At 40.5% G+C, this 26,933-nt stretch carries 26 protein-coding genes; 22 read left to right on the top strand and 4 right to left on the bottom strand.

Going from position 1 to position 26,933, the window contains the following annotated elements; genetic code table 11:
- The first annotated feature begins 4 nt into the window (after window positions 1-4).
- The 8 genes from BFS30_RS01865 to BFS30_RS01830 are packed head-to-tail and all read left to right on the top strand — an operon-like array spanning window position 5 to window position 11,288.
- Window positions 5-3,397, top strand: a complete 3,393-nt coding sequence (locus tag BFS30_RS01865; protein ID WP_083251906.1) for a SusC/RagA family TonB-linked outer membrane protein — start codon at window positions 5-7, stop codon at window positions 3,395-3,397.
- A 50-nt stretch (window positions 3,398-3,447) separates the two neighbouring features.
- Window positions 3,448-5,010, top strand: coding sequence for a SusD/RagB family nutrient-binding outer membrane lipoprotein (locus tag BFS30_RS01860; protein ID WP_069382241.1), 1,563 nt, complete (start codon window positions 3,448-3,450; stop codon window positions 5,008-5,010).
- A 42-nt stretch (window positions 5,011-5,052) separates the two neighbouring features.
- A complete protein-coding gene (gene eat / locus BFS30_RS01855) occupies window positions 5,053-6,369 on the top strand; it encodes an ethanolamine permease (RefSeq protein WP_083251905.1) in 1,317 nt (438 codons plus the stop codon).
- Entirely contained in the window at window positions 6,366-7,724 is a 1,359-nt protein-coding gene (locus BFS30_RS01850) for a glutamine synthetase family protein (protein WP_069377712.1), read from the top strand. The genes eat and BFS30_RS01850 overlap by 4 nt, the downstream gene beginning before the upstream one ends.
- Before the next feature lie 12 nt (window positions 7,725-7,736).
- Entirely contained in the window at window positions 7,737-8,885 is a 1,149-nt protein-coding gene (locus tag BFS30_RS01845) for an iron-containing alcohol dehydrogenase (RefSeq protein ID WP_069377711.1), read from the top strand.
- 23 nt (window positions 8,886-8,908) lie between these two features.
- Window positions 8,909-9,622 carry a gamma-glutamyl-gamma-aminobutyrate hydrolase family protein gene (locus BFS30_RS01840; protein WP_069377710.1) on the top strand — a complete coding sequence of 238 codons (714 nt, stop codon included), beginning with the start codon at window positions 8,909-8,911 and terminating at the stop codon, window positions 9,620-9,622.
- Entirely contained in the window at window positions 9,619-10,983 is a 1,365-nt protein-coding gene (locus BFS30_RS01835) for an aldehyde dehydrogenase family protein (RefSeq protein WP_069377709.1), read from the top strand. The genes BFS30_RS01840 and BFS30_RS01835 overlap by 4 nt, the downstream gene beginning before the upstream one ends.
- A gap of 23 nt (window positions 10,984-11,006) precedes the next feature.
- Window positions 11,007-11,288, top strand: a complete 282-nt coding sequence (locus BFS30_RS01830) for a SelT/SelW/SelH family protein (RefSeq protein ID WP_069377708.1) — start codon at window positions 11,007-11,009, stop codon at window positions 11,286-11,288.
- 32 nt (window positions 11,289-11,320) lie between these two features.
- Here the strand turns inward: BFS30_RS01830 and BFS30_RS01825 are convergent, their stop codons facing one another.
- The 4 genes from BFS30_RS01825 to BFS30_RS01810 are packed head-to-tail and all read right to left on the bottom strand — an operon-like array spanning window position 11,321 to window position 14,365.
- Window positions 11,321-12,361, bottom strand: coding sequence for an Atu2307/SP_0267 family LLM class monooxygenase (locus BFS30_RS01825; protein WP_069377707.1), 1,041 nt, complete (start codon window positions 12,359-12,361; stop codon window positions 11,321-11,323).
- A gap of 21 nt (window positions 12,362-12,382) precedes the next feature.
- A complete protein-coding gene (locus BFS30_RS01820) occupies window positions 12,383-13,348 on the bottom strand; it encodes a polysaccharide deacetylase family protein (protein WP_069377706.1) in 966 nt (321 codons plus the stop codon).
- Between the two features lie 8 nt (window positions 13,349-13,356).
- Window positions 13,357-13,731 carry a helix-turn-helix domain-containing protein gene (locus BFS30_RS01815; RefSeq protein WP_069377705.1) on the bottom strand — a complete coding sequence of 125 codons (375 nt, stop codon included), beginning with the start codon at window positions 13,729-13,731 and terminating at the stop codon, window positions 13,357-13,359.
- Between the two features lie 7 nt (window positions 13,732-13,738).
- A complete protein-coding gene (locus tag BFS30_RS01810; protein WP_157262858.1) occupies window positions 13,739-14,365 on the bottom strand; it encodes a S24 family peptidase in 627 nt (208 codons plus the stop codon).
- Window positions 14,366-14,756: 391 nt separating this feature from the next.
- Between BFS30_RS01810 and BFS30_RS27665 the strand changes: the two genes are divergently transcribed.
- The 14 genes from BFS30_RS27665 (at window position 14,757) to BFS30_RS01755 (ending at window position 26,933) form a co-directional block, all read left to right on the top strand.
- Complete coding sequence (locus BFS30_RS27665) at window positions 14,757-14,903, top strand: hypothetical protein (protein WP_157262857.1); 147 nt, start codon at window positions 14,757-14,759, stop codon at window positions 14,901-14,903.
- 9 nt (window positions 14,904-14,912) lie between these two features.
- A complete protein-coding gene (locus BFS30_RS27660; protein ID WP_157262856.1) occupies window positions 14,913-15,119 on the top strand; it encodes a hypothetical protein in 207 nt (68 codons plus the stop codon).
- A gap of 35 nt (window positions 15,120-15,154) precedes the next feature.
- Window positions 15,155-16,009 carry a hypothetical protein gene (locus BFS30_RS01805; protein ID WP_069377703.1) on the top strand — a complete coding sequence of 285 codons (855 nt, stop codon included), beginning with the start codon at window positions 15,155-15,157 and terminating at the stop codon, window positions 16,007-16,009.
- Window positions 16,006-16,818 (top strand): hypothetical protein, encoded by an 813-nt coding sequence (locus BFS30_RS01800; protein ID WP_157262855.1) that lies wholly within the window; start codon window positions 16,006-16,008, stop codon window positions 16,816-16,818. Before BFS30_RS01805 ends, BFS30_RS01800 begins: the two co-directional genes overlap by 4 nt.
- Before the next feature lie 29 nt (window positions 16,819-16,847).
- Window positions 16,848-17,087 carry a hypothetical protein gene (locus BFS30_RS01795; protein ID WP_069382239.1) on the top strand — a complete coding sequence of 80 codons (240 nt, stop codon included), beginning with the start codon at window positions 16,848-16,850 and terminating at the stop codon, window positions 17,085-17,087.
- A 76-nt stretch (window positions 17,088-17,163) separates the two neighbouring features.
- On the top strand, window positions 17,164-17,622 hold the full coding sequence (locus tag BFS30_RS01790) for a hypothetical protein (RefSeq protein ID WP_069377701.1): 459 nt from the start codon (window positions 17,164-17,166) through the stop codon (window positions 17,620-17,622).
- 203 nt (window positions 17,623-17,825) lie between these two features.
- Window positions 17,826-18,227 carry a hypothetical protein gene (locus BFS30_RS01785; RefSeq protein WP_069377700.1) on the top strand — a complete coding sequence of 134 codons (402 nt, stop codon included), beginning with the start codon at window positions 17,826-17,828 and terminating at the stop codon, window positions 18,225-18,227.
- Window positions 18,228-18,333: 106 nt separating this feature from the next.
- On the top strand, window positions 18,334-18,804 hold the full coding sequence (locus tag BFS30_RS01780; protein ID WP_069377699.1) for a M15 family metallopeptidase: 471 nt from the start codon (window positions 18,334-18,336) through the stop codon (window positions 18,802-18,804).
- Window positions 18,805-19,194 carry a hypothetical protein gene (locus BFS30_RS01775; RefSeq protein ID WP_069377698.1) on the top strand — a complete coding sequence of 130 codons (390 nt, stop codon included), beginning with the start codon at window positions 18,805-18,807 and terminating at the stop codon, window positions 19,192-19,194.
- Between the two features lie 138 nt (window positions 19,195-19,332).
- Entirely contained in the window at window positions 19,333-19,506 is a 174-nt protein-coding gene (locus tag BFS30_RS27655) for a hypothetical protein (RefSeq protein ID WP_157262854.1), read from the top strand.
- Window positions 19,503-20,072, top strand: coding sequence for a hypothetical protein (locus BFS30_RS01770; protein WP_069377697.1), 570 nt, complete (start codon window positions 19,503-19,505; stop codon window positions 20,070-20,072). The genes BFS30_RS27655 and BFS30_RS01770 overlap by 4 nt, the downstream gene beginning before the upstream one ends.
- A gap of 55 nt (window positions 20,073-20,127) precedes the next feature.
- Complete coding sequence (locus BFS30_RS01765) at window positions 20,128-22,017, top strand: hypothetical protein (RefSeq protein WP_069377696.1); 1,890 nt, start codon at window positions 20,128-20,130, stop codon at window positions 22,015-22,017.
- 19 nt (window positions 22,018-22,036) lie between these two features.
- On the top strand, window positions 22,037-24,211 hold the full coding sequence (locus tag BFS30_RS01760; protein ID WP_157262853.1) for a hypothetical protein: 2,175 nt from the start codon (window positions 22,037-22,039) through the stop codon (window positions 24,209-24,211).
- A 4-nt stretch (window positions 24,212-24,215) separates the two neighbouring features.
- Window positions 24,216-26,933, top strand: a complete 2,718-nt coding sequence (locus tag BFS30_RS01755) for a hypothetical protein (RefSeq protein ID WP_069377694.1) — start codon at window positions 24,216-24,218, stop codon at window positions 26,931-26,933.

Raw genomic sequence — 26,933 nt, 5'->3', positions numbered from 1 at the left:
AAATATGAATTTAAACTCATGTAGTAAAGCCCCTTTCGTCAGGTGGCTCAGCTCAACTAAGATTTTATTGGCCATGAAACTAACAGTAATTTTACTCTTTCTCGGATTCCTTCAGGTGTCTGCAGATGGTTTCTCGCAAAGAATTACGCTTTCAGAAAAAAACACTTCTTTCAATAACCTCTTTGAAAGCATTAAAAAGCAAAGCGGTTACACTTTCTTTTATAACAATAAACTGATCAAGGAAGAAGGAAAAATCAGTGTGGAACTAAAGAATGTTACACTTGATGAGGCCCTTGGCCGGATTTTAAAAGATCGTCCTTTCTCTTACATGATTATGAATAAAACGGTTGTGATCAGAAAGAAAGGTGTGGAAGATAAAAAAAATGGGGCAGAACAACCCATGGTTATGATCAATGTCAGAGGGAAAGTTGTCGATACGGAAGGAAACCCTTTACCTGGTGCTTCTGTATTGGTTAAAGGCACCAAAGACGGCGCTTCAACCAATACAAACGGAGAATTTGTGATCAATGCAAAAGACGGTGATATACTCGTTATCCGTTCTTTGGGTTACGTTACCAAAGAGGTAACCGTTGCTGGCTCTTCGGTGATGCTGACCATTGTGCTGGAAACGCAGAAACAGGAATTGTCAGAAATTGTGGTGACCGCACTGGGAATCAAACGTTCCGAGAAATCTCTGGGTTATGCAACTCAAAGAATAGGAGGAGAGAAAGTACAGACTGTAAAAGGGGTGGATCTTGGAACGTCATTAACGGGCCAGGTTGCTGGTTTGGTGGTACAGAATTCTACAGAATTTAATGCGAAACCAAAGCTGGAATTGAGAGGTGAGGATATTTTATTGGTGATCGATGGAGTACCCTATGGCAATATGACCCTAAGGGATGTCCCTTCCGATGATATTGAAACCATGGATTTGATGAAGGGCTCAGTTGCATCTGCATTATATGGATCCAGGGCAAAGGGCGGTGCTTTATTAATAACAACCAAAAAAGGAGCTGCTACAAAAGGCTTCTCCGTTGATTTTAATAGCAATACGATGCTTCAATTAGGTTATCTGGCCGTTCCGAAAGTTCAGAGTTCTTATGGACGAGGGCAAAATGGTCAGATTGATAACGATTATGTGTGGGGGCCAAAGCTGGATGTGGGAAATACTGCGAGAGATTGGAATCCTGTTACTAAACAATTCGAAGATAATAGGCCATTAGTTTCTGTAGGTAAGGATAATCTGAAAAACTTTATGGAGACTGGTGTGATTGCCAACAATAACATTGCTATTGCCCAGACCGGCGAAAATGGAAGTTTCAGGATCGGATTAAACCATATTTATAATAAAGGACAGTTTCCAAATCAGAAACTCAATATGATGAATTTAACCTCTGGCGGGGAAATTAAAGTCAATGATAAGGTTAAGATAGAGGGGCATCTTGGGATGAGCAGAAGGTCAGCTCCTCAGATCTGGGGTGGTGGATATGATCTTCAGGGTTATCTTTATCAACTGGTGATGTGGACAGGTACAGAATATGACATCCGTGATTATAAGGATTACTGGGTTGTGCCGAATAAAACACAAAACTGGATGTATACCAATTGGTATGATAATCCTTACTTAATTGCAAATGAAAAGCTGAACGGAATTACGGAAAATACGATAAATGCAAACGTTACTGCAAATTATAAAATCAATCAGGATTTTAATCTTATGCTTCGTTTGGGCTACGACAATTACAACAACGAGGAGACCATGAGAAACCCAACTGCTAATATCTTCTCCACCAGGGGTGGATGGAATGCAAGGGGAATGTATAGGAATATGTCGAGAAAGGGTTTTAGTACCAACGACGATCTTATTCTGACTTACTCAAAAAAGGTTAGCAAATGGGCTTTCGATGCACTTGCAGGAGCTACTCTTTTTTACTACCGGAAAGACAACCTGACCGCCACAACCAAAAATGGTTTGATTTCTCCTACTTTTTTCTCATTAAACGGATCAATAGAGCCGCCTACAATTGCACAGGAGGCAGAAGAAAGGCAGATTAATAGTATTTATGGCCGGGCTTCAATCGGTTGGAATGATGCTGTCTTTGTGGATTTTACAGGCAGAAATGACTGGAATTCCAGTCAGCCTAAGTCTTCCAGAGCTTATTTTTATCCTTCAATCGGTTCCAGTGTTGTAGTCTCTGAGTTGGTGAAATTACCAAAGGTTATTGATATGTTTAAACTTCGTGGATCATGGGCTGTATTTAAAAATGCATTTGATCCTTATGCAATCAATAGCTTATATACCACGAGTACGGCGGTGTGGAATACCTTAAATTCCGCAGCCTATCCAAACTATCTGCTGGGCGAAGGACTGTTACCAAGTTCGCAGCGTACCTGGGAAATAGGGGCTGCAGCTTACCTGTTAAAAAAGCGCCTGCATTTTGATGTGGCTTATTACAATAAATACTATTACAATCGTCAGACAGATCTTTCCGGCGGAAGTCAGACCGCTTTTCTTCCAAACTTTAGCGGTTTCAGCATGGCAATTGTCAATACCAAAGAGACCTATGAGCGTCGCGGATTGGAGATTACTGTGGATGGGTCGGTGATTAAGAGCCGGGATTTTGAATGGTATTCCACGATAAACTGGGCTACACAACATCGTTATTATGTAGATCTTGATCCTCAGTATTCTCCGGATGAGCCATGGACCAAAAAGGGACAGAGACTGGATACTTATAAGGCAAGATATTGGCTTAGAGATCCTCAGGGGAACGTGATCTTTAATAACGGATATCCTGTTGAAAGTGATTACAATAAAAAATATGGATATGGTGATCCTTCGTTCAGTTTCGGTTTTATGAATAATTTCAGGTATAAGAACTGGAATCTGGGTATTAACATTGATGGTCGTATCGGCGGATTAATGTATAACTACATGTACGATAAGATGTGGGACACAGGAACAAATCCGGATTCTGATAATCAATATCGCTATGATCAGGTGGTTAACGGACTTGATAATTATGTAGGCCAGGGCGTAAAAGTGGTTTCAGGTACTGTCGTGTTTGATAAATATGGGAATATTACCAGTGATACCCGTCAATATGCGCCAAACGATGTACAGGTAGGTTATCAGGATTTTGCGCAGCAATTCAGAGGTGGCGACAAGGGGATTCAGAATCAGTCTTTTGTAAAGCTTCGTGAACTTTCTGTAGGCTATAATTTCCCGGCTCAGTTTCTGGGTAAATTGGGATTGAAAAAAGCATCCTTTTCTGTTACCGGGCAAAATTTGTGGATGTGGACGGACTTTAAATACTCTGATCCGGATGTGTTTACAGAAAACCTGAACTCACCCTCTCAACGTATGGTCGGCTTTAATATTAAAGTAGGATTGTAGGAGGAAAACAGATGAAACTACAGTATAACCATTCACAAAAAAATATTCTAATGAAAAGGATTCTTTTAAAATATATGTTGGCACTGCCCTTAATGGCTACGCTGGCAACGGGTTGTAAGAAATTTGAGGATATCAATAGAAATCCGAATAAAACAGATCAGGTAAACTCTTCTAATCTGGCAACAGGTATGATCCTGAGCATTACCAGGAGTGAAATCAGTACACAGAAATCTTTTATGCAGCCCTTTCTTTTAGGGAAATACCTCACCTGGGGCGAGGGACAGGAAAACCTGCAGTATAATAAGTTAAACAGGGCTGATCTGAGCCGGGTGACCATTCTTCGTAATATCGCTCCAATGGAAAAATATGCTACCAGCGAAGGACTGAAAAAATCATATCAGGCTTTGGGACATTTTATTCGTGCCTGGCAATTTTTTATGGCCACCATGCAGGTAGGAGATATTCCATATACTGATGCGATAAAAGGGGAATCGGAAAATGTACTGAAACCAAAATATGATACTCAGAAAACAGTATTCCTGGGAATCCTTAATGAGCTGGATCAGGCCAATCAGCTCTTTTCTGAAGGGGCAAATTTTGATGGAGATCCGATTTATGGAGGAAAAACCGACAGCTGGAGAAGATTGACGAATAGCTTTGAGCTACATGTGTTAAATAACCTGTATAAAAAGACAGCTGATGCAGACCTGAAAGTAATAGCGCGTTTTAAAGATATTGTAGCCAATCGTCCTTTAATGCGTGACTTTAAGGACAATTTTGCTTTGGCTTACAATACGACGGCAGGACAGAATTATCCATGGTCTGACGTTCCCGCGGGATCTGGTAACTCTTTTGTAAAATCAAACTATACCATGCTGTCCAATACTTTGCTGGCACCGCTGAGAACTTTAAAAGACAGGCGTCTTTTCTATTATGCGAAACCTTCGCCTGTAAAAGTTACTGCCGGATTATCAGAATCTGATTACAATGCCTATCCTGGGGTAGAACCATCGGATGCTTTTTCGAGCCTGCAAACCAGACGGGTTGGAAAAGATTATGCAGATCTGAACAACCGCTATGTACAGCTGGTGAATGCAGAGCCGGTAAGTGTCTTTAGTTATTGGGACCTGCAGTTTATCCTGGCAGAAGCGAGTGTAAGGGGATGGATCACGGGAACAGGGGCACAGGCTTACTATGCTGCAGGGATCACCAGTTCCATGAATTTTATTGCCATAAATACACCTGATATGATGGATTATCATCATAACATGAAAATGGATGCTGCTTATATCAGTGCTTTCCCAGCTTCAACAGGCGTGGTTCTAAGCGGGACAAACGAACAGCAGATAGGACAGATCATCACCCAGAAATATCTGGCCAACTTTTTACAGGGTAGTAAATATAGCGCCTGGTTTGAGAACAGAAGAACGGGGTATCCGGTATTCACTTTAAACAGTACAACAAACCTGAACAGTCCTACAGCCCAATTTCCTTTACGCTGGTTGTACCCTTCAAATGAGCTGGATTATAACAGTGCTAATGTTTCCGCGGCTATCCAAAGTCAATATGGTGGAAACGATGATGTTAACCAGATGATGTGGGTGTTAAAGTAGTATTTTATGTTATATTTATAATCATGTAAAAGAGATCAGCTAATGACACAAAACAAGGGTTTAAAGAAAACACTGACTCCCTTTATGTTGTGGGGGCTTGGAGTAGGCTACGTTATTTCAGGCATGTATTTTGGCTGGAATCTCGGACTGGAAAAAGGAGGCACAGGGGGCATGGCAATGGCCACCCTGGCCATTATGGTGATGTATGTCACCTTTACATTTAGTTACGCAGAACTTGCCTGCGCGATCCCTAAAGCAGGGGGAGTGTTTGACTATGCGAATAAAGCAATGGGGCAAAATATCGGTTTTATAGCCGGTATTGCCCAGATTGTTGAATTTATACTGGCACCACCGGCAATCGCTTTTGCCATTGGTGCCTATTTTAATGCATTCTATCCACAGGTTCCCGTACTGACCAGCGCTATTGCGATCTATTTTATTTTTACTGCCCTGAATGTCTATGGGGTGAAAGCCGCAGCTTCATTTGAAGTTATCGTAACCATTTTTGCAGTGGGAGAGCTATTGCTGTTTTCGGGGATTGCATTGCCGAAATTCGAGCTGGTTAACCTGACTCATAATGCTTTGCCTAATGGCTGGACGGGAGTATTTGCTGCCATTCCTTTTGCCATTTGGTTTTTTTTGGGGATCGAAGGGATTGCAAATGTTGCCGAAGAAACCAAGAACCCGCAAAGAGACATCAGTAAAGGGTTTGGGTGGGCGATATTTACACTGGCGATCTTATGTATTCTGATTTTTATATCGGCAACAGGAATTGCCGGTTGGGAAGCGATTGTCTACAAGAATGGTCTGAACGGAGAAACTTCCGATTCTCCACTTCCCCTTGCACTGGCAAAGATTACCGGCAATAACCACCTGATGTATCATTTACTGATTACGGTTGGATTGTTTGGCCTGGTGGCCTCTTTTCATGGATTAATCCTTGCTGCCGGACGCTCTACCTACGAGATGGGACGTGTACACAATATCCCTGCTTTTCTTGGTAAAATCTCTCCGCGTTTTCATACACCCGCCAATGCTCTGATCGGGAATATGGTAATCGGAATTCTCGCCCTGCTTTCCGGAAAAACCTCAGAAATCATTATCGTTTCTGTTTTTGGCGCTTTAACCTTGTACATCATTTCCATGGTCTCGATTATAATCTTAAGGAAAAGAGAACCGGAACTGCCGCGTCCTTTTCGGATTCGCTTTTATCCTTTATTACCGATGGTGGCCCTGACTATTGCATCGGTATCGATTATCGCCATGTTTATTTTTAATCCTAAGCTGGGCCTGATCTATTTCTCTATACTGGCAGTTACATTTTTGTTATACAGAACCTTTAAAACAGCGCATAAATGACAACAGAAGAAATTTTAGCATACGTAAAACAACACCCTTCGGGAAAGGTAAAAGTGGCTGTGGCAGATATTGATGGGGTACTAAGAGGTAAATATATTGCGGCAGATAAATTTGCAGCAATGGTAGAAGGCCGGTTGGGCTTCTGTGATGTCACCTTTGGCTGGGATATGGGGGATGTTGCTTATGATAATGTAAAGTTTACCGGATGGCATACGGGATATCCAGATGCTCAGGTGAAGCTGGATCTGAATACTTTTCGTAAGATCCCCTGGGAAAATGATGTTCCTTTTTTTCTGGGTGATTTTATTAATGAAAATAATGAGGCGGCGTACACCTGTCCTCGGCAATTGCTTCGTAAGGTTCTTGCTGAAGCTGAGGAGCTGGGCTTCCGTCCTTATTTTTCTCAGGAATTTGAATGGTTCAATTTCGCAGAAACACCAGAAAGTACACATCAGAAGAATTTTCATAACCTGAATCCCTTAACACCAGGCATGTTTGGTTACTCTATTTTACGCAGCAGTCTGAAAAATTCTTATATGACGGACCTGTTTGATTTGCTGTGTAAATTCGGGGTTCCTGTAGAAGGTCTGCATACAGAGACTGGTCCTGGGGTGTACGAAGCGGCTATTAAATATGCTGAGGTATTGCAGGCAGCAGATCAAGCCATATTATTTAAGACCGCGGTTAAGGAAATTGCTTATCAACACGGAGTTATGGCCACTTTTATGGCTAAAATCAGTGAGCATCTGCCGGGGTGTAGCGGGCATGTCCATCAAAGCTTATGGGATAACGAAGGGAAACATAATTTATTTTACGACGAAAGTTCGGAACATAAAATGAGTCCGTTAATGCAGAGTTATATTGCCGGACAGCTGCACTGTCTTCCTTATATTTTGCCGATGATAGCGCCAACGATTAATAGCTATAAAAGATTGGTGGAAGGTGCCTGGGCACCGACAACTTTAACCTGGGGAATTGATAACAGGACCGTTGCTTTAAGGGCTTTGCCTGGAAATGTGAAGGCCACCCGTTTAGAGACGAGGGTGGTGGGGTCAGATACCAATCCTTACCTGGCGCTATCGGCCTGCCTGGCGGCAGGTTTATATGGGATTAAAAACAAGCTTAGTCTGGATAAGGAAGCGACCACAGGAAATGGTTATAAAGATCTTTCTAATGGCATCCTTCCCGGAAACCTGCACGAAGCGACCCTAAAAATGAAAACATTTCCGATTGCAGCGGAGTTGTTCGGAGCATCTTTTGTAGAACATTTTACGTTAACCAGGGAATGGGAGTGGAAACAATATGCAAAAGTGGTGACCGACTGGGAGATGAAAAGATATTTTGAAATTATTTAAGCGATAAGAGCTATGACATTTGATAAAGTATATCAATATAATTTTCCTACTACCATTCGTTTTGGAGCAGGAGCAATTAAGGAACTGCCTGCCTACCTGCAGGCTAACGGATTAAAACGTCCGTTGATCGTTACAGATCCTACAGTGGCAGCATTGCCTTTTTTTAAAGCGATTGTGGCTGATTTGGAAGCTCATTCTTTTTCAGTGGAGGTGTTTAGTGATATTCATAAGAATCCTGTAAAGAGTGATGTTTACAAAGGTACAGAGGTTTGGGACCAGACTTCGAGAGACAGTGTAATCGGTGTCGGAGGTGGGGCTGGCTTAGATGTAGCCAGGGCAATTGTACTGCGGGTGAACCATCGGGAAGATCTGTTTAAATACGACGACCTGATTGGTGGCGATATATATGTGACGAATGATGTGCCTCACTTTATTACGGTGCCTACTACCTCAGGAACGGGAAGTGAAGTGGGAAGAAGTGCGATTATCTCTGATGATGAAACGCATCAGAAAAAGATTCTCTTCTCTCCTAAGTTAATGGCAAAAATCGTATTTGCTGATCCGGTATTAACAATGGATCTGCCTCCCCATATTACCGCCGCAACTGGGATGGATGCCCTGACACATAATATGGAAGCTTTCCTGGCAAAAAATCCACATCCACTATGTGATGGAATTGCTTTGGAAGGTATTTATCTGATTAAAGACGCATTGGAAAAGGCTACACATCAGTCTGACCTGGAGAGTAGAAGTAAGATGTTGATGGCTTCCATGATGGGGGCTATTGCCTTTCAGAAGGGCTTAGGAGTGGTTCATTCTTTGGCCCATCCGCTCTCTTCTCTGCTCGATACCCATCATGGACTGGCTAATGCAGTGAATATACCATATGGAATGGAGTTTAATATTGCGGGCTTTGAAGATAAATTCCGTCGCATAGCCAAAACGCTGGAGCTGAAGGAAGAAAGTGGTGAAGCAGTGGTGAAGTATCTTTTTGAACTCAATACTAAACTGAATATTCCCCACCATCTGACTGATATTGGGGTGAAGTCTGAGCATATTGAAACATTGGCTGATCTGGCTTTTGCAGATTTTGCACACCCTAATAATCCGAAACCAGTTACAAGGGAAGATTTTAAACAGTTATATTTAAAAGCGCTTTAACAGGATTGAAGTGTTTATAGTTTATGAAGAAGATTGGAATTAGTTATACAGAAACAAACTCTCAGAATTACTGGAATTGGTTTACTTCCCTGGACCTTGGAACAGACCTGGAGCTGGTCGAGCTTTCTTTCGAAAAGAAAAATATAGAAGATATTGCAGGTTGCGATGGTTTTGTACTGACAGGCGGGATTGATGTGGAGCCTTCTGTATTCGGCGGCGCACCCGATTACCCTCATCGTCCGGAATCCTTTTTACCGGAAAGAGATGCTTTTGAAAAGCTGATCTATGAGCATGCAAAAAAAGAAAAGGCTCCGGTATTGGGGATCTGTAGAGGAATGCAATACATTAACATTTTGGAAGGTGGGAAGGTTTTTGACGACATTGGAGAAAGTGCGAATGCGGTGCATAAGAAAGGCGCAGAAGATAAAATTCATCACATTAATTTAGAAAAGAATAGTCTGTTGTATGCCGTTACCGGAGAGGAATATGGATCTGTGAACAGCGCACATCACCAGGCGGTGCATACCGATCATATTGGAGAAAACTTAATGGTTAGCGCTTATTCGGATGCCGGAGATGGAATCATTGAAGGTCTGGAGTATAAAGATAAAACCAATATGGGCTTTATGATTGGGGTGCAGTGGCATCCCGAAAGAATGAAAGAGAAAGAAAACAATCCGTTTTCGCAAAAGATCAAAGAACAGTTTATCATTGAAGTAAGAAATCATAAGAAATGAACATCATTAATCCAGCTACAGCAGAAATAATCACAACAGTTCAGGAAGACAGCAGGCTTAGTCTTGATAAAAAATATAGCCTGCTTAAGGCGGAGCAATTGCAATGGTCGAAGAAAAGCCTGACAGAAAGACTGGCGGTGGTTCATCGGTTTTACGATTTGTTGGAAACAGAAAAGGAAAGGCTGGCTGCCATACTGACTTCCGAGGTAGGGAAACCTTTGCAGCAGGCAAGAAATGAAATCAACGGTGCCAGAACACGGATCCAGTGGATGATGAACAACGGGGAAAAATACCTTTCTGATGAATGGGTAACTGATACGGAAGAGCTAAAAGAAAAAATCTCTTATGATGCGCTTGGTGTGATTTGTAATATCTCTGCCTGGAATTATCCTTATCTGGTTGGGGTAAATGTTTTTGTTCCGGCACTGATAGCGGGAAATACAGTGATGTATAAACCTTCTGAATACGCCACATTAACTGGTCTGGAAATCGAGAAATTATGGAGAAAAGCAGGATTGCCTGAGGATGCTTTTAAGATAGCTATCGGAGGAAAGGAAACAGGAGAATCTTTGTTAGATATGGATTTTGATGGCTACTTTTTTACCGGATCTTACAAAACCGGTAAATACATCTATGAGAAGGTAGCTTTGAAAATGGTGCCTTGTCAACTGGAATTGGGAGGGAAGGATCCTTTGTATGTAGCGGATGATGTAAATGATGTGGCTTCCGTTGCTGTCGGAACAGCAGATGGAGCCTTTTACAACAATGGACAGAGCTGTTGTGCGGTAGAGCGTATTTATGTTCATGAGCGGGTTTATGAAGTCTATGTTGACGCCTTTTTGAAAGAAGTACAATCCTGGAAAAAAGGAATACCTACTGAAGATGGGGTTTACATCGGGCCTTTGACGCGAGGAGAGCAACTGGAGGTGCTGGAGGGGCAGGTGAATGATGCGGTGGAAAAGGGCGCTTTACTATTGACTGGAGGAAAAAGGGGAGAAGGTAAGGGTTATTACTTTGAGCCAACTGTGCTTACGAATGTCACAAATGATATGAAAGTGATGCAGCAGGAAAGTTTTGGACCTATCGTCGGTATTATGAAGGTGAAAGATGACAAAGAGGCGATTGCAATGATGCAGGGTACAACCTATGGCTTAACCGCGGCGGTATACTCGAAGAATTTCGATCGTGCAGAGCGGATTCTTTCGCAGGTTGATTCGGGCTCAGGATATTGGAACTGTTGTGATCGGGTTAGTGCCGGACTTCCCTGGAGCGGAAGGAAGCATTCCGGAATAGGAGCTACATTATCGCACCAGGGCCTGCGTGCTTTTACGAAAACCAGAGGCTGGCATATAAGGAGCTAACATAACCTTGATATATAAAGAAAATGAAACCAACAATTGCTATTGAATATTGTCCTAAATGTGGCTGGATGCTTAGAGCTGCTTATATGGCACAGGAATTATTAACAACATTTACTGATGAAATTAGCGGGGTTTTATTGAAACCCAGTGAAACAGGAGGTACCTATATCATCACCATAAATGAAGTCCAGGTGTTTGATAGAAAGGAAATGGGACGTTTTCCAGAGATCAAAGAGGTGAAACAATTGGTTAGAGATATCGTTAGCCCGGAGAAAAATCTGGGGCATTCAGATAAATCTTCTTAAATACTTGCTGAATATTAAGCGATAAAACTGCCTTATAATTGTTGTTTTTTTGTTTCTTTTCTAATAACAGGGGCAACTCTTGTTCCCAGGAGCTCAATAGTCTTTAATACCTGTTTATGCGGTATGGAACCGGTAACCAGCTGTGCCAGAAATCTGGTGTTTTGAAACAGTTCATATTGGTGCATGATCTTGTCAATGGCTCGTTGGACACTCCCTACCACCAATGGGCCTGAGTTGCGTAGGTAGTCAAATTGTTGTCTGCTCATTGGCGACCAGCCTCTGTCTTTTCCTACCCGGTTCATCAATCGTTCATAAGAAGGGTAGAATTCGTTTGCTGCCTGCTGCTCCGTTTCTGCCACGTAAAACTGCGAACTGATTGCCAGTTGAAGTTTGCTGGCATCGTGTCCAGCATCGGTTGCTGACTTTCTATAGAGGTTTACAAAAGGGACGAATTGCTCCGGGGGACTGCCCAGTATGGCTACGGCCATAGGAAGATTTAGTTTTCCAGCTCTTTGCGCGGATGCAGGCGTGCCTCCAACTCCGATCCATATTGGAATTGAGGATTGAATGGGCCGGGGATAAATCCCACGCTTCACAATAGATTCCCTGTATTTTCCCTGCCAGCTTACCACTTCCTCCTCGTTAATCTGGAGTAGCAAATTTAGTTTTTCGGTGAACAGTTCATCGTAATCATTCAAATGATAACCGAATAAGGGGAACGATTCAGTGAAAGATCCTCTGCCGGCAATGATTTCAGCTCTTCCACCAGAAATCAGGTCTACAGTAGCAAAATTCTGAAAAATGCGAACGGGGTCGGCTGAACTCAACACGGTTACTGAGCTAGATAGTTTAATTTTTTTGGTAATGGCTGCGGCTGCGGCCATCATAATTTCAGGTGCCGAAATGACAAAATCCGGACGGTGGTGTTCTCCAAATGCAAATACATCCAGACCAACCTCATCAGCAAGTTTTACCTCTTCCAGTAATTCCTGAACCCGTCGGTGTGCGTGTTCTGCTTTTCCTGCAGTGCCATCTGGTTGTACTTCGCCAAAGGTGCTGATCCCTATTTCCATGTTTTTCTTTAAAATGTGCGGTTATTTAAATTCTTCTGTAATGCTTTCACGCAAGTCATATAACAGCCATTGTTTACTGTGTACTGCTGTCTGTTCTGTCCTTAGTAAGCGGATAAAGTCGTGAACACCTATTGGTTCATTGCCATTTCCATGGATCAGGACTATGCTCCCTGCATGTGTTCGTTGTCCTTTTGCCAGCCATGCATCACTTCCTACCGGGATAAGACCGAACGCTAAAATTTCATCTACAAGTTTCTGATCGGAAACTAAGCCTGGGAAGCGAAAGAAAATGGAAGGTAACAACCCTTTTTGTATCATCAGTATCTCTGTTGCCAGAACCTCGTACATCACACTTGTGCCTGGTTCCAGCAGGAAGTTAATGGCCAAAGGAGATTTAGGGTCATAACGATGGTTGAAGGTATGGTTGGTCCAGGTGATGGCTAGATCTCCGGATTTTTCCAGTGCTTTAAGCCAGTCGATATCGGCAGCATGATTGGTCATGAATTTGCCGGTAATGGACAATGCGACAGGAACTGGTTTCTCGATTTTTTGAAATTCAGTGATTAAAGAGGTGAATATCACCCGGTCTAAGGCTTTGTGAGAAGGACAGAGGTCAATTGTCAGCGTAATTCCTTTTTCTTTTGGAAAGCCATGGGTAATTCCCGCGTCCTGAAGGGCTATGGATTGCTGTTTTGCTGCCTGAATGGCTTTTAAATAAGGACTACCTTTGAGGTAAAGTGATTCCTGCCAGTTTGAAATAGGTTTTGTGCTAAGTTCTGCAGCCTTGATGATCTGTGTTTCCAGGTTTTGAGGATCAACAGTCAGGTAGTACTTCTGGCCTGACTGTTCGAATTCCCGTAAGGTCATCCTGTTTTTACCCTGATAATCTGTGGCGGCAAAATATGGCTTGTAATTTTTGATTTCTTCCTGAGCATCTGATCTGATTGTCCAGGAAGAAATAAGGAATATCAGGGCGAATTTCTTCATCCCCTAATTTACTTCATTTCAGCTTTAAAAGCATGGAATTCTCTATGAAGTTTTAGTAATTCTGATTTTAGTGCGGATACCTGTTCCGTCAGGATCTTTTGATTTGTTTCCAATGTTTTGATGTCTTTAATCAGGGTTCCTTTTTCCGGAGTGAACTTCCTGTTGCCTTTGCCGGTATAAAACCATTCAAAGGACATGTTAAATACTTCGTGGAGCTTTTTTATGAAATCAATAGGGATGTTTAGACGGTTATTTTCGTATCTGCTGATTACTGAATGGTCAAGGCCAAGTTGTTTTCCGAACTCTTCCTGACCCATCTTTTCGGCTTTTCTGAAGACCTTCAATCGCTCTGCTTCTTCTGTTGTTTCTTTGAGTTCTGCCATGTAGTCTTTATCTCTTCTGTAATACGTTTACAATATTGAACATCTGGCGTACATCATCCAGGTGGATGTCAAAATCGGGGTATCTGTTTTTATCAGGATTAAGAGAATGACAGGTAATCACGCCGGTTTCTGTGTCGTGGTGGGTGATCCTCTTGGCAATAATACCATGTTTTTTATGAACGATGATGTAATCTTTGAACCTATGGGTGTGAAACTTACTGGTCCATAAATGCTGCTGGATTTCTCTTCCGGTGGCAATACTTCCGTCGCTGATGCTTTCTTTGGTATTGTCGTCCATACTGTCTCCTACAATTTCAAAAGCCCTGTACTGACCTTTATGATGTTTATCCACGATAATCGTATGCTTTGGTAATTCTTCTAAATATTCCGGATCTCTGTAGCCTGGCAAGTACCCGGCATATGCATATTCATTGACTAATGGTACAACCATTATGTATTTTCCTTCTCCCAGGTCTATAAAAGGAGAATCTCCGACTTCCAGCGGATAATGGATTTCACCTATTGAGGTGCTGTTTGCTTTTTGGATTGCTGCTGATTCAAGTAGCATTTCTCCCTCACCTTCTTCATACCACTTCCTGGAAACACCAAGGTGGTCTTCTAATTTCTGTCCCATTGTTTTGGGTGTCTTTTCACTTTTCAAAATTTCAGAGACGTAAGACTTGGACATATTAATTGCTTTTCCAAACTCTGTGTCGCTCTTGAATTTAAAGAAACTGTAGATCTCTTTAAGTCTCTGGAATTTTTGTGAATTTTTTTCTTCCTGATTCACAATACGTTATGATTTAAATGTCCTTATTTACGAAATTATAGTTTTAATAGTTCGTAAATACGAACTATATTTGTTCTGTATAGTTCAGCAAATATATATTTTAAGAATCATATTCCAAATATATCCTGAATATTAATAATTGGAATACACAAGATTAAATAAGTTGAATTGAATTATATAGGGAGTTGATTGACTCTTTTTTGATTGATTATTAGTTGATTATAATTTTATAGCTATGGAAGAGACGAACACATTAAAGGCTTTGAAGCAAAGGATTAAGATTCTGGAGAAGCTGCTTCTGGAGGAAGTTCTTAAAAATGACCTTCTGAATGAAAAGTTAGATTTAACAAACACTAAGTTGGAATCTGGGCAGTTAATCTAAGACGTTTATATGAGAAGCAGTCACATTGATATTCCGATTGTGCAGTTGCTGGATTGTACAGATGCTGCCTTGCAATCCATATTTGGAGGAGTAGTTTCCGAAGTGCGCGAGCAGCTTCGCATCAGGAAAGAAAGAGGAGAACTATGGTTAGGCGCAATGAGTTGTCAGGGATTTTGTCCGTTCAAAGGTTGCCCGGGACATGAGGTCCTGGATTGATATTTTAAAATTTATAAGCTATAAACTAATAACGAGTGGCAAGAATAAGAACGGTTAAACCTGCTTTTTTAAGACATGAAAAGTTACAGGACCTGGAGCATGAAAATCCAGGGCAGTATATCATGATTGTATTTATGGGTTTATGGATGCTGGCAGATAGTAAAGGTAGGTTTGAATATAAGCCCAGGTCTATGAAGTTAGATATTTTACCTTTTTTGGATTATAATATGCAACAAAGTCTGGATGTATTGGAAAAAAACGGCTTCATCAGATCTTATGAAGTGAATGGATGCAGATATGGGGTTGTTCCGACTTTCAGAGATCACCAGCGGATTACGGGGAAAGAATTAACCGAAGGAGAGAAATTTCCTCCTGAACCGGAGCACATCGGAATTGAACCAATGAATAATAACAGAGAAGCATTGGTGAAACAACTGGATGTACAGGAAGGGAACGGAAAGGAAGAGGAATTGAAAGAGGAAGGGGAAAGTACATTGGAATATACTCCTCCCATTGACCTTAATTTATCCGCTAAACTTATGAAATATTTTGGTTTTAATGAGGTTGCGAATTTTGATAAACTCAGACAGATAGCCGTTTTTTTAAGATGTCTGCAGGCCTCAGATCGTTTGGTTTATTTCGAAGAACAGTTTGCTGCCTATATAGAATTTAAAGGCATTAATGATAGTTTCCGTCATTCTTTTAAAAATTTCCTGGGTACAACCGATCAGCTTTTTGAGAATGGTGCCTGGAATGCAGAGAACTGGATGGAGAAATTAGTAAAGGAGCAGCAGCAGATGATTAAAACAAGAGAACAGTCAGGAACAGGCAAAGGGGTGGAGGCTGCAATGGAATGGAGGCACGTAGAAAGAAGAACGAAACAATTATGAAAACGATGTTAGCCATTATGAACGAAACTGCTGATCAGGAAAATACTTCTGTACAGCAAACAAGGCAGATCTTAACGATGCCATCGATTAAGAAACATAAAGATCAGGAAGTATTTAAGGTGATCGTCATGTCTCTTGCCAAGTCCTATACTGATCTCGGGATGACACAGCCTACACAAAAAGATAAGGATTATCTCGCCAATGAGCTGGCAGATCTTATCCCCCGCAAATTCCCTTCGATTCGGCTGGCAGAAATTCCCCTGGCTTTTTCCAGAGGAATCAGGGGCAAGTTTGGACCCTATTACGGACTAAATGTAGTTTCATTTGAAAAGTTTGTTGAAGCACATTTGAGTTGCGAAAGCCGTGAACAACTGGCCAGAGATGCCCTTTTAAAAAAAGAGAGCCGGATTCCGGACAAAGATAGTCGCTTTAATGTGGCCCGGGACAATGCCATTAATGCCATGCATATGATGAACTCCGGAAAAGAAGTATTATCAGGAGCCATTGTGTACGATTTTTTAGACCGACTGGCACTAATCTCATTTAACAACCGCGAGAAGTGGGAATTTGTAGCCGAAGCCAGGCGTTATCTGAACGAATCTCTTGGCAGAGAGCAAAGAAGAACCATCTCCAGAATAAAACAGACAGAAATCCAGAGGAAATTGAACTCAGTACAGGATGGATCCGCAATAGAGATGATCAAAAGTATGGCTAAGAGATTCGCCCTTTATGCTTTCTTCAGGTCCTGCATTTTGGACGAGCTGGATCTGAAAGAAATAATAGAACAACAACGGCCGCTTTTTATTTGAGTATGGCCATAGCACCAAAACTTAAACCTATGAAAAATAACGTGGTAATACTTAAAGAAGAAAGGGATGATCTTCAAACCTTCATCTTGCTATTTGAACCAAGCAAGTACAAAAAATTAAAAAACGGAATCGAGGTAAGAGGACAGCCTAATCTGGAAATGAATGTTGCCGCAGCAAAAGCGCTGATCATCCACCTGAAATTAAACCTGATGGTGATCTCAAATGCAATCATGGCGAGTTACCGTGCATTTGAAGTAAATAAACTATAAATAAATATACATTTTAACTTATTTCTGTGCTAAATAAAACTATTGCGCACAGTTATGAATATCATTATTAACGATTATGGAATACAGCTCAAACCTAATGGTCGCAGTGTTGCGGAAAGAGTATCCGGAAATTGCAGACATCATTGCCGAAAAAATAAAAGAAACGTTGCCTGACGAACGGTTAACGGATCTTTCCAACATTGAAAAGATCGTTTCCACCTTTAAAAAGATAAAGGGGATCCAGGTAGAAAGCTGGACCAATGGAAAGGGAAAAACAAACATTACCTATGAAAGGGAGTTACTGATTGCGGTTCTGCTATTATTTTATGATCCGGAAAAGATCATGCAGCTCGTTCGTAGAAATACGGTACCTGGTGTACTGAAGCAGGCTTCGGGTTTAATTGGCACTTCACAAGAGGTTTTGAGTATGTCAACTCCGGGGGTAATTGTGGCATTTAAAGCCTATGAGGGCTTCAGGGAAGAGGTTTACCGCATCTACGACCTGATCAGAATAGAGAATAACTTTTTTGAATAAAAAGACCTTATTATCCTGAAATTATAAGTCTTAAAATGCTAATATTGTTAGTATTTTTCGTATCTTTATATTACAAATCAGGAACACTCAAAGCGACATAAAATTCAACAGAATAACCTTAATCTAAATGCCTTAAAGGGCATGGTGACAGGCCTGCTTATGCACAAATATTTAGTTTAATAACACAATTATATATATAAATCATGAATACAAACACAGCAATCAATTACGCAACGGCGTTAGAAATTTCCGCAATTCTGGGTAAATGTACCATCAAATCTGTAGGCACAGAATTGTTATTCCCGGTGATCAAACTCAAGTCAAATTTATCAGTCGTTGTAAAGCAGTTTCAGGAATTGAGAGAGGCAATTTGTACCGAGAGTGGTTTGACTTTTAATGTAGATGGTTCGGTTACCGGTGCGGAGCGCATTGAAGAAGTAAATGAAGTGAGCAATGCACTGAAAAAACTAAGTGAGGATCAGACGGATATTGAAGCTCAGTCTTTAAAAATCCTTAGTCAAAAACACCTGGAAGATCTGTATACAGAAAATCCTGCATTAACTACCAATGAACTGGAAGTATTGCTACAGTTAATGTTGGGGTAAATTCCAGCGATTTTGCAAGATTGAAATTCGTATTGATGCTGGTTTTTTTTAGTGGCCTCGTCTTATAAAGTATTAAAAATGAGTGTTGTAAAAAAAGAAAAAAATTATGATAGATACAGAGCAATTAAACGCGAAATACGGAATCCCAAATGCAACCGGTGCCGGTTATCTGACCACCATCACACTGCCATTTAAAATGCGGATTGCATGGCAGAGAAGTTCTTATGTAACCAGAATCCAATGTCATCATCTGATCGCTGATCAGCTTCTGGCCGTTCTCGAAGATATCCTTGGCCATTATGGCTATGAAAGGCTTGTAGAATTAGGAATTGACCTCTATGGTGGTTGTTTCAATTACCGCTTTATGAGGGGAAGTACAGAAACGCTTTCGCGTCATTCCTGGGGAACAGCCATTGACCTGGACCCGGATAGAAATTTACTGAGAGAGACGGCCAGAACAGCAAGATTCGCAAGACCTGAATATCAGGCTATGATCGATATCTTTTATCAACACGGCTTTCTCTCCCTGGGCAGAGAGAAAAATTATGATTGGATGCATTTTGAAATCGCAAAGTAGATGGAAGAGATAGAAACACATGGCCCCGATGCTGCCCAGGACATTATCGATAGAAAGGCAGCATGGTTAGAGAGAATGTTTGACCGCTTATTTTCCGCGGTGCAACAGAACCCATTCGCTACCATGCTGATCCTTTCTGTAGGGCTTAACTTCTGGCAATATAACATCAACAATGAAATGAACCGGCTGAGGATTCAGGACATTACGATGCTCAATGAAAAGATTAATGTGGCCGTTGCTACAGGGGTTCAGAGAGAACTTCCAAGGCAGCTGGCACCATACAAAGAACAACAGGATAGCAACAGCAGGAAACTGGATACTTCGCTCATCAATCTGAATGGAACTGTCGAGTCAGTTAAGAAATATTTTAAAGAAAATAAGAAGAGATGAAGCCATCATGATCTTACAGATCACACAACGAAATGAACCTCGCTTGCGAGCTCATGAATACAATAAAAACAATAGATCCTGATGAATAATAACAAGATCATGATCGCTTCATAGCCTTTAAAAAACAAATATATTCTAATGAAAAAGCTAATTATAATGATGGCATTCCTGCTGTTTGTTTCCGGAGCGTCGTCTAACAGACCTACAGTTCAGCGACTATTTGTGGAATCTTATCACAGTCCGATACGTAAGAAATTGGACAGCATCAACCTTAAAGCCGCAGAACTGGAACTTTTAATCAAAAAATTATGAAACGTTTTATCTTAAACTCAATGGTCATCACCATGATCCTGTTCATTTCCGGATGTAACCTGTTCAGAAAGGTAAATAAGTCCCGTGAAAGCGATCTTTTTAAGCTGACGGCTGAATACTCCAGAGATTCTGCAAAGACGGTTACGGACCGGTCTGTGTTGGTAATAAAGGAAAAGGTGGATACCCTTGTCCTGATTCCGGAACAGCTGATCCGGCAGGAAAATAGTTTTGGTATGGATAGCCTGGTCAACGGAATCACAGCGATCAAAAATGACCTGGTGGATGTCCGGCTGATCCTGAATCCCGTCACACAGCGATTGCTTGCAGAAGCAATTTTAAAACCCCGTAAGATTTCGGTTCGCATTGAAAAAGAGACTGTTATTCATAAGGACATCAAAGTGCAATCTGATCAGACTGAACATTCCAGGATCCAGGTGAAAGACGAAAAGACGAAAGTGCTGACCGAGAAAACGCCTGTGAATCTGCAATACTGGTTTGCTGCCCTTCTGGTGGCAATCGCTGCTGTCATTTTTGTACTCCGGTTAGGTAACATCAGGCGTATTTAACCCGCTATTTCTATCTCCTTCTACTCACCCATTTTTTTATTAAAAAATAATACAAATGCCTTTAACCCCCTGCCTCTCCGGCCCCGCCTTTTCTATTGTTGGCGATTCTTATTTCAGCGACAATAGTGTCAATTTTCAGGTCAGCTTTGATTCTCCTACAGCCCAGGAAAGTGTACTGGCTTACCAATGGTATCTGGATGAATCTCTTGTGACCGAACAACAAACTGCCAGCTTCAATGATAAAATCAGCTGCGGGGACCATAGCCTCGGACTAAGGATTCTAAGTCATGAAGGATGGTCCGGAATTAAAACAATTCAGTTTGCCACCTGTAAACTTCCAGCCTCTGTCATATTGTATGGTGCAGCATCGCTTAACGAAGGTAGCAGCAGCAAGTATTACGTGTTCCAATTGTTTTCTGATGGCTCTAACACAGACATCACCTTAGGATATATTTTTACCACTGATAAAGGAGGCAGCTTTGATGGTAACCTCTTTAAGACTTTGGATGATAGCACAAGTTATGCCGATCTGAATGCTACCGTAACCGCTGTAAAAGCCGGGGCTGAAACTTTAACAAAACAAGTTACCATCCTCAATACCACACCAGTTACGTTGGTTTCACTATCTATTATTGGTCCAGATGTTATAGACAATGGCAGTACAACGACATATAGTGTGCTCGGATCTTATTCTGATGGTTCTCAGCGCGATGTTACTACAGATTTTACATTTGCTTCTACAGAAGGGTATTTTGTTGGGAAAACTTATACCGCAGCTATTAGTGGAATGACGGGTACCGAGATCAGGCAGGTAGACATCAGTGCCCTGCAAAATGGATTTGTAAAGGTAACGAGACAGATTGATATTCGTAATAAGCTGCAGGCCGGAGTATTGGTCGTAGATTTCTACAATTCACCTCCATTAGACCTGATTGGATATGTTGACAATGCTGAGGTTACCGGTCATCATCTGGCTGCCTATACAGGAAACAACATTGCACCGGTAGGAATGACTCCTGAAAATGCATTGGTACTGGCTTCAGATCATAACCCTTCGTCGACAAGCTGGAGGTTTGAATTCAATATAGATAAACTGGTCCGGGAGAATCCGGGGACTGCAGATTTTGTGTTCTACATTAAAGGCAGATCATTGAGCCCGGCTTCAGTTTCAGGTGTTTATGCCCTAAAAACCAAAGAGTCGAAGATGGCTATGAACGGTGCTCCGGGATCTTATATGCCAACGGTAATCGGAGGAGCAAATATGGGATTCATGACTTCTTTCAGTAACCAGGTTCTGGGAGGAATGAATGGTAATTATAATCAAAATTATCTTCCCGTTATCCTGCGTTTCAATTATAATGTAGCAACGGCAACCCTCAGTCATACTGCTCCGGATCCGGGAATTGAAGTCAGTGATTTTGATTTTATGGCGGTAAGTTATCAATGGGGTGAAGGAGCGGGATCCGATCTGGATATTCTGGTCGGCTTCGAGAATACCGGAACGCAGTACGATGAGGTTTACGTAGGATATGGCCAGGGAAATACTGTAGTTCCAAGAGACGCCACTCCAGCCAATACCTATCTGCAATGGGGTACGGACAATACCGGAACTAACGGCTATGAAGGTGCATTGATTGGTATGAAAACCTTCCTGAATGCCTTTCCTAATTTGCCGGAGGTGGTCGAAGTAGGACTATATGCGGTATGGTACAGCACTCCTGTGACAGGTAACTTCAATGTAGAACTGGTGACCTACAAAGGAGGAACGATGACACATTCGGGAACCAATTTTGTCAATACAGGTGGTACAAGGGTTTCTTCAAACCAGGTCGCACTTAGTACCATGAAAAAGGCTCCAAACTCCACACTCCCTTCTGATTATTATAAGATAGGTACGGTAAGATACAACAAGATTACGGCATCTGCCACAATAGAAATTCATTAATCCTCATAACCAATATACTATGGCAAGTTCAGACAACTATATGTCCAGATTCTCGCCTGATTCACACTTCTTTACGACACCCGCGTCTATGACGCAGGTTCAAGGACAGGCTTTCGGGCCGGTATCAGACCGTGAATTCAGGTTGACCAATAAGTTTACTGCGTCGGGATCAAAAGCCTTTGCAATCTGCAAAGGGGTGATGCTGGTGCAACCTCAGACCGGCGACACTAACAAAGTGAATGTAATTTTACGCCCATTCACGCAGCCTATAACCGGCTTTAATGTTAAATATTTTATTTACAGGGGACTTCAGAAAAGTGATTTCTTTTTGGGTGATCAGGTCATCACTCCAACTGCAAGTACCTCAGACTTTATCAACAAAGTCAATGCGAGTTTCCTTTCTTTTCATAACAGAATCAACCCGGGAACAACTCCACCAACTTTCATGGCCAGATTTCTCGGTTATGATCCGTTAAAACAGAACGATGATTTATTGTTGTCTGACTTCTTTTTCAAGGAGTCAGAGTATGTAGAGAGTAATGGCGAATTCATTGAAAAGGAAGAAATGGCTTTCGAATTGCCGGTCATAGAAATGGGCGCATCTCTGGGGAATTTTGCTTCCGGAGAGTGCGGGATAGACATCGTCTTAAATTATGGGGACTATAGACTGCCTGTACCGAATGATGAATTTGTCTTTGACCTGGCTTATGCACGGGCAAATGAAGCAAAGATTATCCTTCCTGCAGAAATGGATGTTTTTCAACAGAAACTGAAACGTGAGCATATTTTTCAGTTCCTGGATGCAGCGGCTTACTTTGGTTTTCATACCGATAACGGGACTGTAAAGGTCGATAACGCTGGTGTTAAGGTGGCAAAGAAAGGATTGAGCATTTATAACGAAGTGATCGATAATTTTTACACGAAAAACAGGCTTTATCTGTATATCCAAAGTGACAGAACGAGATCTTATAATTTCTATGGGAATTATAACATTGGGGAGGTTGAGGGGATGTCGTTGAAGATGGGGACTGTTGAAATGGCACTCACAGATGTTGCTTATGAAAAGGAGAAATGGCCTCTGCTGATTAACGATGCTGTTCAGACACATACTGGTACCAGGAATAAGTTGTTTTTGCAATTGGTAACGGATAACAATGTGAATACCATGTTGTATGGACAGGTGGCTCGGATAGATAATGCGCAACATAATAATTTTTGCAATGCGGATGATTTGAGATTGCCGGATTCGATTGATGGTGTTCCCAGTAGGTTTACTAAGATTATTGTCTTGTCTAATCCAGCTACTGGTTCGGATGGTGCTAAAGTGAATATTGCTTCTTTTAATATTCTGTTGTATCAGGGAAAACGATATAGTTATGTCGAAAAGAATGGTAGTGAAGATGAAAGCTCTATACGGGATGTTAACCAACCCAATTTCTTTAATGACATATTTGATTTGCATAGTGAGTTCGCACTGTTGCGAACAAGTACAAATTCAGCCTACTCTGTGTTATCCAAGCAAAGACCACAACTCATCAAATCTTATAATGATATGGAGAATGTTGGTCTTTCAGTAGCTCAAACCTCCACCATTAATGATCTTATTGAAACAAATACTAATCTTACAACAAAATTAAATAGAGTTACCTATACAACGGAGTTAGGAGATACCTCAAGTCTAACTCTTGGAACTTCTCGCGCAATGTCAATAAGTGCGGATTCTCTCTCTTCAGCTTCCGGTGGTTTTAATGGAACTAATGCTTATAATCTTAATCAACCATTTTTTTATGGACTGACTTTTTTTACAGATGAATCACAGACCATTACTGGTCTGGTGCTAAAGACTACAAATGATACAATTCCTAGTAAGGTTTTATTGGGTATAACTAAAGCTGAAAATGATAGTTTAAAGTTGCTATTGAATACTCAATCTTTATCAAATGTAAGATTGCATCTTAAGAATGTATTTATTGATGCGAACGAAGTCACTATCTCACAAAATACCATATACCAAAAGTATAGACTGGGAATAGTTGGCGAAAGTAATAGCGGACAGTTGCAGCTTTATACTCCTGAATCAGATATAATCATTTATTCCCTTGACAGGAGAAGCTTTTTTTCTTCAGATTACAGCAAGTATTTTAAGGATAATAGCTTGTTAGGGACAATTTTAACTTCAGATATTTTCATATAAGATCATGGCAAAAGCAGAAATATTAAAAAATGGAAGAGTGGTACGAAGTGATAATTTCACAAATGAAGTGCGACACGATTTGGATGGATTCTTAGTGGAATTTTCAGTTGAAAATATTACTTATCTATTTCGCCAAAGGAACCAATTCAAAATTGCGGATCTTAATACACAAGGAAGACTAATTTCTGATGGATATTATCAGAAGTCAAAGATTATAGAATACTATGGCAATGATGCTGATGTAGATATTGTCAATAATTCTAAACTCGAAAAAGAAGCCAGAATAAAAGAAGGAGTCAAAGGAGATGAGATTAAAATACAAAAATTAGTTGTAGATGCATCAAATAAAGAAGTTTGTTCTGTTGGAACGTATAAGTTTACTTATGATGGAAACAGATTAAATGTATTAGATGGTAATTTTAATATTCGGATTCCTAATGGCACAGAACAAATTATTAAAGAAGTTGAAAATTTACATCCTGAAGCAGTCAAGTTTCTAAAAAACAGAATTGCGCTTTCAAATCAGTTTTCTACTGTTGAGAGTGAACATGCTGCTTTGCTTATTAATAAGATTGCGCTTGTAATAAGTATGATTAACAAGGATATTTTTCCTCTTTTTAGTGCTCCAGGAGCGGATGATTTTTCCACCTATGTTAACGCACAAAATTTGGAATGGAAGGTTGGGGATGTTTTTAATCCTCTTACAATTAAGAGTTTAGGTGATTTATTGAATGGTTTAAGGCAATATTTTCAGGTTGCCTTTTTTGATCAGAAACTAATATCCAAATCGAAAGGTATTGATAAATTATACTGGTTAGCAAATATTTTATCCCCCAAGTCATTAAGATCAATTCCTTTACCTCAGCGAATAAGCGTTCTTGAAATTCTCGCTTTAAAATCAGGATTAAGTGACAATCTTGAGGAGTTTGCATTAAGAATTGTTAATTCAATTGATTTGGTGAATCAAAATGAAGTGAATGAATTCTTAGGGGCGCTAATTGGTAAGAAATATGCTATAGATTCCCGCACGGAAACCTTATATAGTTTGTTGTACAGGAATATTGAAAATTATAGAGCCCCTTTGAAAGCGGTGCTTGAGTTGGTTGGCAATAAGGAATTTAGTAAGGATAACAGAACAAGGTTCGTCAACGCAATCTTACTTTTGTGGACCGAGAGTAAGTATAATCCATATAAAAATCTTCAACCTAACGGGGATCCAGATTATAGCTTAATTGATAATAGTACCTATGATTATGATAAAGATTTAAACCATTTTTCAGTAATTAACTATGTTTCTGAGAAGAATGCTTTTGGCGTATATAACGACCGCTTCACATTTGAGTTTGATCCATGGGGAAGAGGTATTTATTGGATAACTGAAAATAAGGATTACTCTTTAACTGCAAGCTCACCTTTAAATCTATACCAACCAGTCACTTTAGTTACTTATCCATCTGAAACTGACACTTCAATTCAGTTACCCAAGAAAGATAGTGAATTCAATGGAGTGATTCCGTTATTTTATTTGGCATATATTGACAAAGATGGAGATGATAAGGATTTTAATACCAAAGTTGGTATTCTCGTTGATGTCGTTACGACAATTTCAGGAATAGGAAATATTACAAAACTAAGGCACTTAAGACACTTGTCAAAACTAGGGAAGGTACTTTATGTATTGGGTGTTATTCAGATATCTGCTTCAGTACTTAACTTCTTGTTACGTTATTCAAGCGATTGTGATGGATCAACTTTTTGTAAAAAATTACAAACATTATTGTTTTTTATTGAGTTGACTGCATTAGTTACCGATCCCATTGCTGCAGCAAAAGCAAAGAAAGCTGCTCAAGAACTTATTGAGGATGGAATTGAGCATGGTTGGCCTTCTGGAATGTTGGACGAAATAGAAGGAGCAACCCCAAAACGGAAAATTGAGGAACTGGCAGAAATGGGGTCAGTTGAATATCTAAATAGGTATGTTTCGGAAGGAAAGGAAGATTTGATTCGTATAGTGAATGAAGAAAACCAATTTAGAAGATCTGTTAATAAACCTATTGGAATGGTGATTTACTATAAGAATCCTCAGATAGAGGAGGTACTTACATATGCGGCAAGTAAAGGGCTTTCTAAAGAAGATGGCATGGGAGTGCTTCATCAAGCATGTCGAAAAAGAGATATTGAATATATTGCCTCAATAGAGGTTCTTAAAGGCCGAATGGATAATCTTGTAAATGTAAGAAAGAGAGGCTACCCTTTTACATTCCAGGATAAGTTAAGTTTTGACAATTATGCGGAATTGGAGATTGGTCCTGTTTTAGATAAATTTGGGTTTAATAAGGATCGGATATATTTTACCGGATCAAGTATAACTAACAAATCTAGTATTAGTGGAGGAACGTTTGATACAGATTGGGCGATTAGATATTCAAAAAAAGAGCTGGAGGAATTTGCTGATGAAATGGAGAGGCGATTTAGACAAGCCGCTAAAGATGAAATTATTACCGAAGGTTATTCCAATAAGAATATTAAAGCTATGAAAGACTTTCTTAAGAAAAAGGGGGAATTACATAAAAGGTATATTGTAACGATAGAAGATGGTAAACTTGCTAACTTTGAGAAAGTTATGCAAAATTCATCCTCTTTTTCTGTCAAGACTGATATGACGACTGTCGTTGATGGCTTGAATGTTGGTTATCCAAGAGTAAAATATAAATTTAAATAA

Source organism: Pedobacter steynii, assembly GCF_001721645.1.
Lineage (GTDB): Bacteria > Bacteroidota > Bacteroidia > Sphingobacteriales > Sphingobacteriaceae > Pedobacter > Pedobacter steynii_A.
Note: the sequence above shows the minus strand (reverse complement) of the source record. Positions and strands in the feature narration are given on the sequence as shown.

Bases quoted from the DNA above. Each gene is read 5' to 3' on its own strand.
- BFS30_RS27655 (WP_157262854.1), top strand. From the start codon at position 19,333: ATGAAAAAGCTAATTATAATGATGGCATTCCTGCTGTTTGTTTCCGGA.
- BFS30_RS01850 (WP_069377712.1), top strand. From the start codon at position 6,366: ATGACAACAGAAGAAATTTTAGCATACGTAAAACAACACCCTTCGGGA.
- BFS30_RS01785 (WP_069377700.1), top strand. From the start codon at position 17,826: ATGAATACAAACACAGCAATCAATTACGCAACGGCGTTAGAAATTTCC.
- BFS30_RS01830 (WP_069377708.1), top strand. From the start codon at position 11,007: ATGAAACCAACAATTGCTATTGAATATTGTCCTAAATGTGGCTGGATG.
- BFS30_RS01790 (WP_069377701.1), top strand. From the start codon at position 17,164: ATGGAATACAGCTCAAACCTAATGGTCGCAGTGTTGCGGAAAGAGTAT.
- BFS30_RS01775 (WP_069377698.1), top strand. From the start codon at position 18,805: ATGGAAGAGATAGAAACACATGGCCCCGATGCTGCCCAGGACATTATC.
- BFS30_RS01835 (WP_069377709.1), top strand. From the start codon at position 9,619: ATGAACATCATTAATCCAGCTACAGCAGAAATAATCACAACAGTTCAG.
- BFS30_RS01770 (WP_069377697.1), top strand. From the start codon at position 19,503: ATGAAACGTTTTATCTTAAACTCAATGGTCATCACCATGATCCTGTTC.
- BFS30_RS01815 (WP_069377705.1), bottom strand. From the start codon at position 13,731: ATGGCAGAACTCAAAGAAACAACAGAAGAAGCAGAGCGATTGAAGGTC.
- BFS30_RS27665 (WP_157262857.1), top strand. From the start codon at position 14,757: ATGGAAGAGACGAACACATTAAAGGCTTTGAAGCAAAGGATTAAGATT.
- BFS30_RS01765 (WP_069377696.1), top strand. From the start codon at position 20,128: ATGCCTTTAACCCCCTGCCTCTCCGGCCCCGCCTTTTCTATTGTTGGC.
- BFS30_RS01860 (WP_069382241.1), top strand. From the start codon at position 3,448: ATGAAAAGGATTCTTTTAAAATATATGTTGGCACTGCCCTTAATGGCT.
- BFS30_RS01780 (WP_069377699.1), top strand. From the start codon at position 18,334: ATGATAGATACAGAGCAATTAAACGCGAAATACGGAATCCCAAATGCA.
- BFS30_RS01840 (WP_069377710.1), top strand. From the start codon at position 8,909: ATGAAGAAGATTGGAATTAGTTATACAGAAACAAACTCTCAGAATTAC.
- BFS30_RS01820 (WP_069377706.1), bottom strand. From the start codon at position 13,348: ATGAAGAAATTCGCCCTGATATTCCTTATTTCTTCCTGGACAATCAGA.
- BFS30_RS01755 (WP_069377694.1), top strand. From the start codon at position 24,216: ATGGCAAAAGCAGAAATATTAAAAAATGGAAGAGTGGTACGAAGTGAT.
- BFS30_RS01865 (WP_083251906.1), top strand. From the start codon at position 5: ATGAATTTAAACTCATGTAGTAAAGCCCCTTTCGTCAGGTGGCTCAGC.
- BFS30_RS01825 (WP_069377707.1), bottom strand. From the start codon at position 12,361: ATGGAAATAGGGATCAGCACCTTTGGCGAAGTACAACCAGATGGCACT.
- BFS30_RS01800 (WP_157262855.1), top strand. From the start codon at position 16,006: ATGAAAACGATGTTAGCCATTATGAACGAAACTGCTGATCAGGAAAAT.
- BFS30_RS01795 (WP_069382239.1), top strand. From the start codon at position 16,848: ATGAAAAATAACGTGGTAATACTTAAAGAAGAAAGGGATGATCTTCAA.
- BFS30_RS27660 (WP_157262856.1), top strand. From the start codon at position 14,913: ATGAGAAGCAGTCACATTGATATTCCGATTGTGCAGTTGCTGGATTGT.
- eat (WP_083251905.1), top strand. From the start codon at position 5,053: ATGACACAAAACAAGGGTTTAAAGAAAACACTGACTCCCTTTATGTTG.
- BFS30_RS01760 (WP_157262853.1), top strand. From the start codon at position 22,037: ATGGCAAGTTCAGACAACTATATGTCCAGATTCTCGCCTGATTCACAC.
- BFS30_RS01810 (WP_157262858.1), bottom strand. From the start codon at position 14,365: ATGGGACAGAAATTAGAAGACCACCTTGGTGTTTCCAGGAAGTGGTAT.
- BFS30_RS01845 (WP_069377711.1), top strand. From the start codon at position 7,737: ATGACATTTGATAAAGTATATCAATATAATTTTCCTACTACCATTCGT.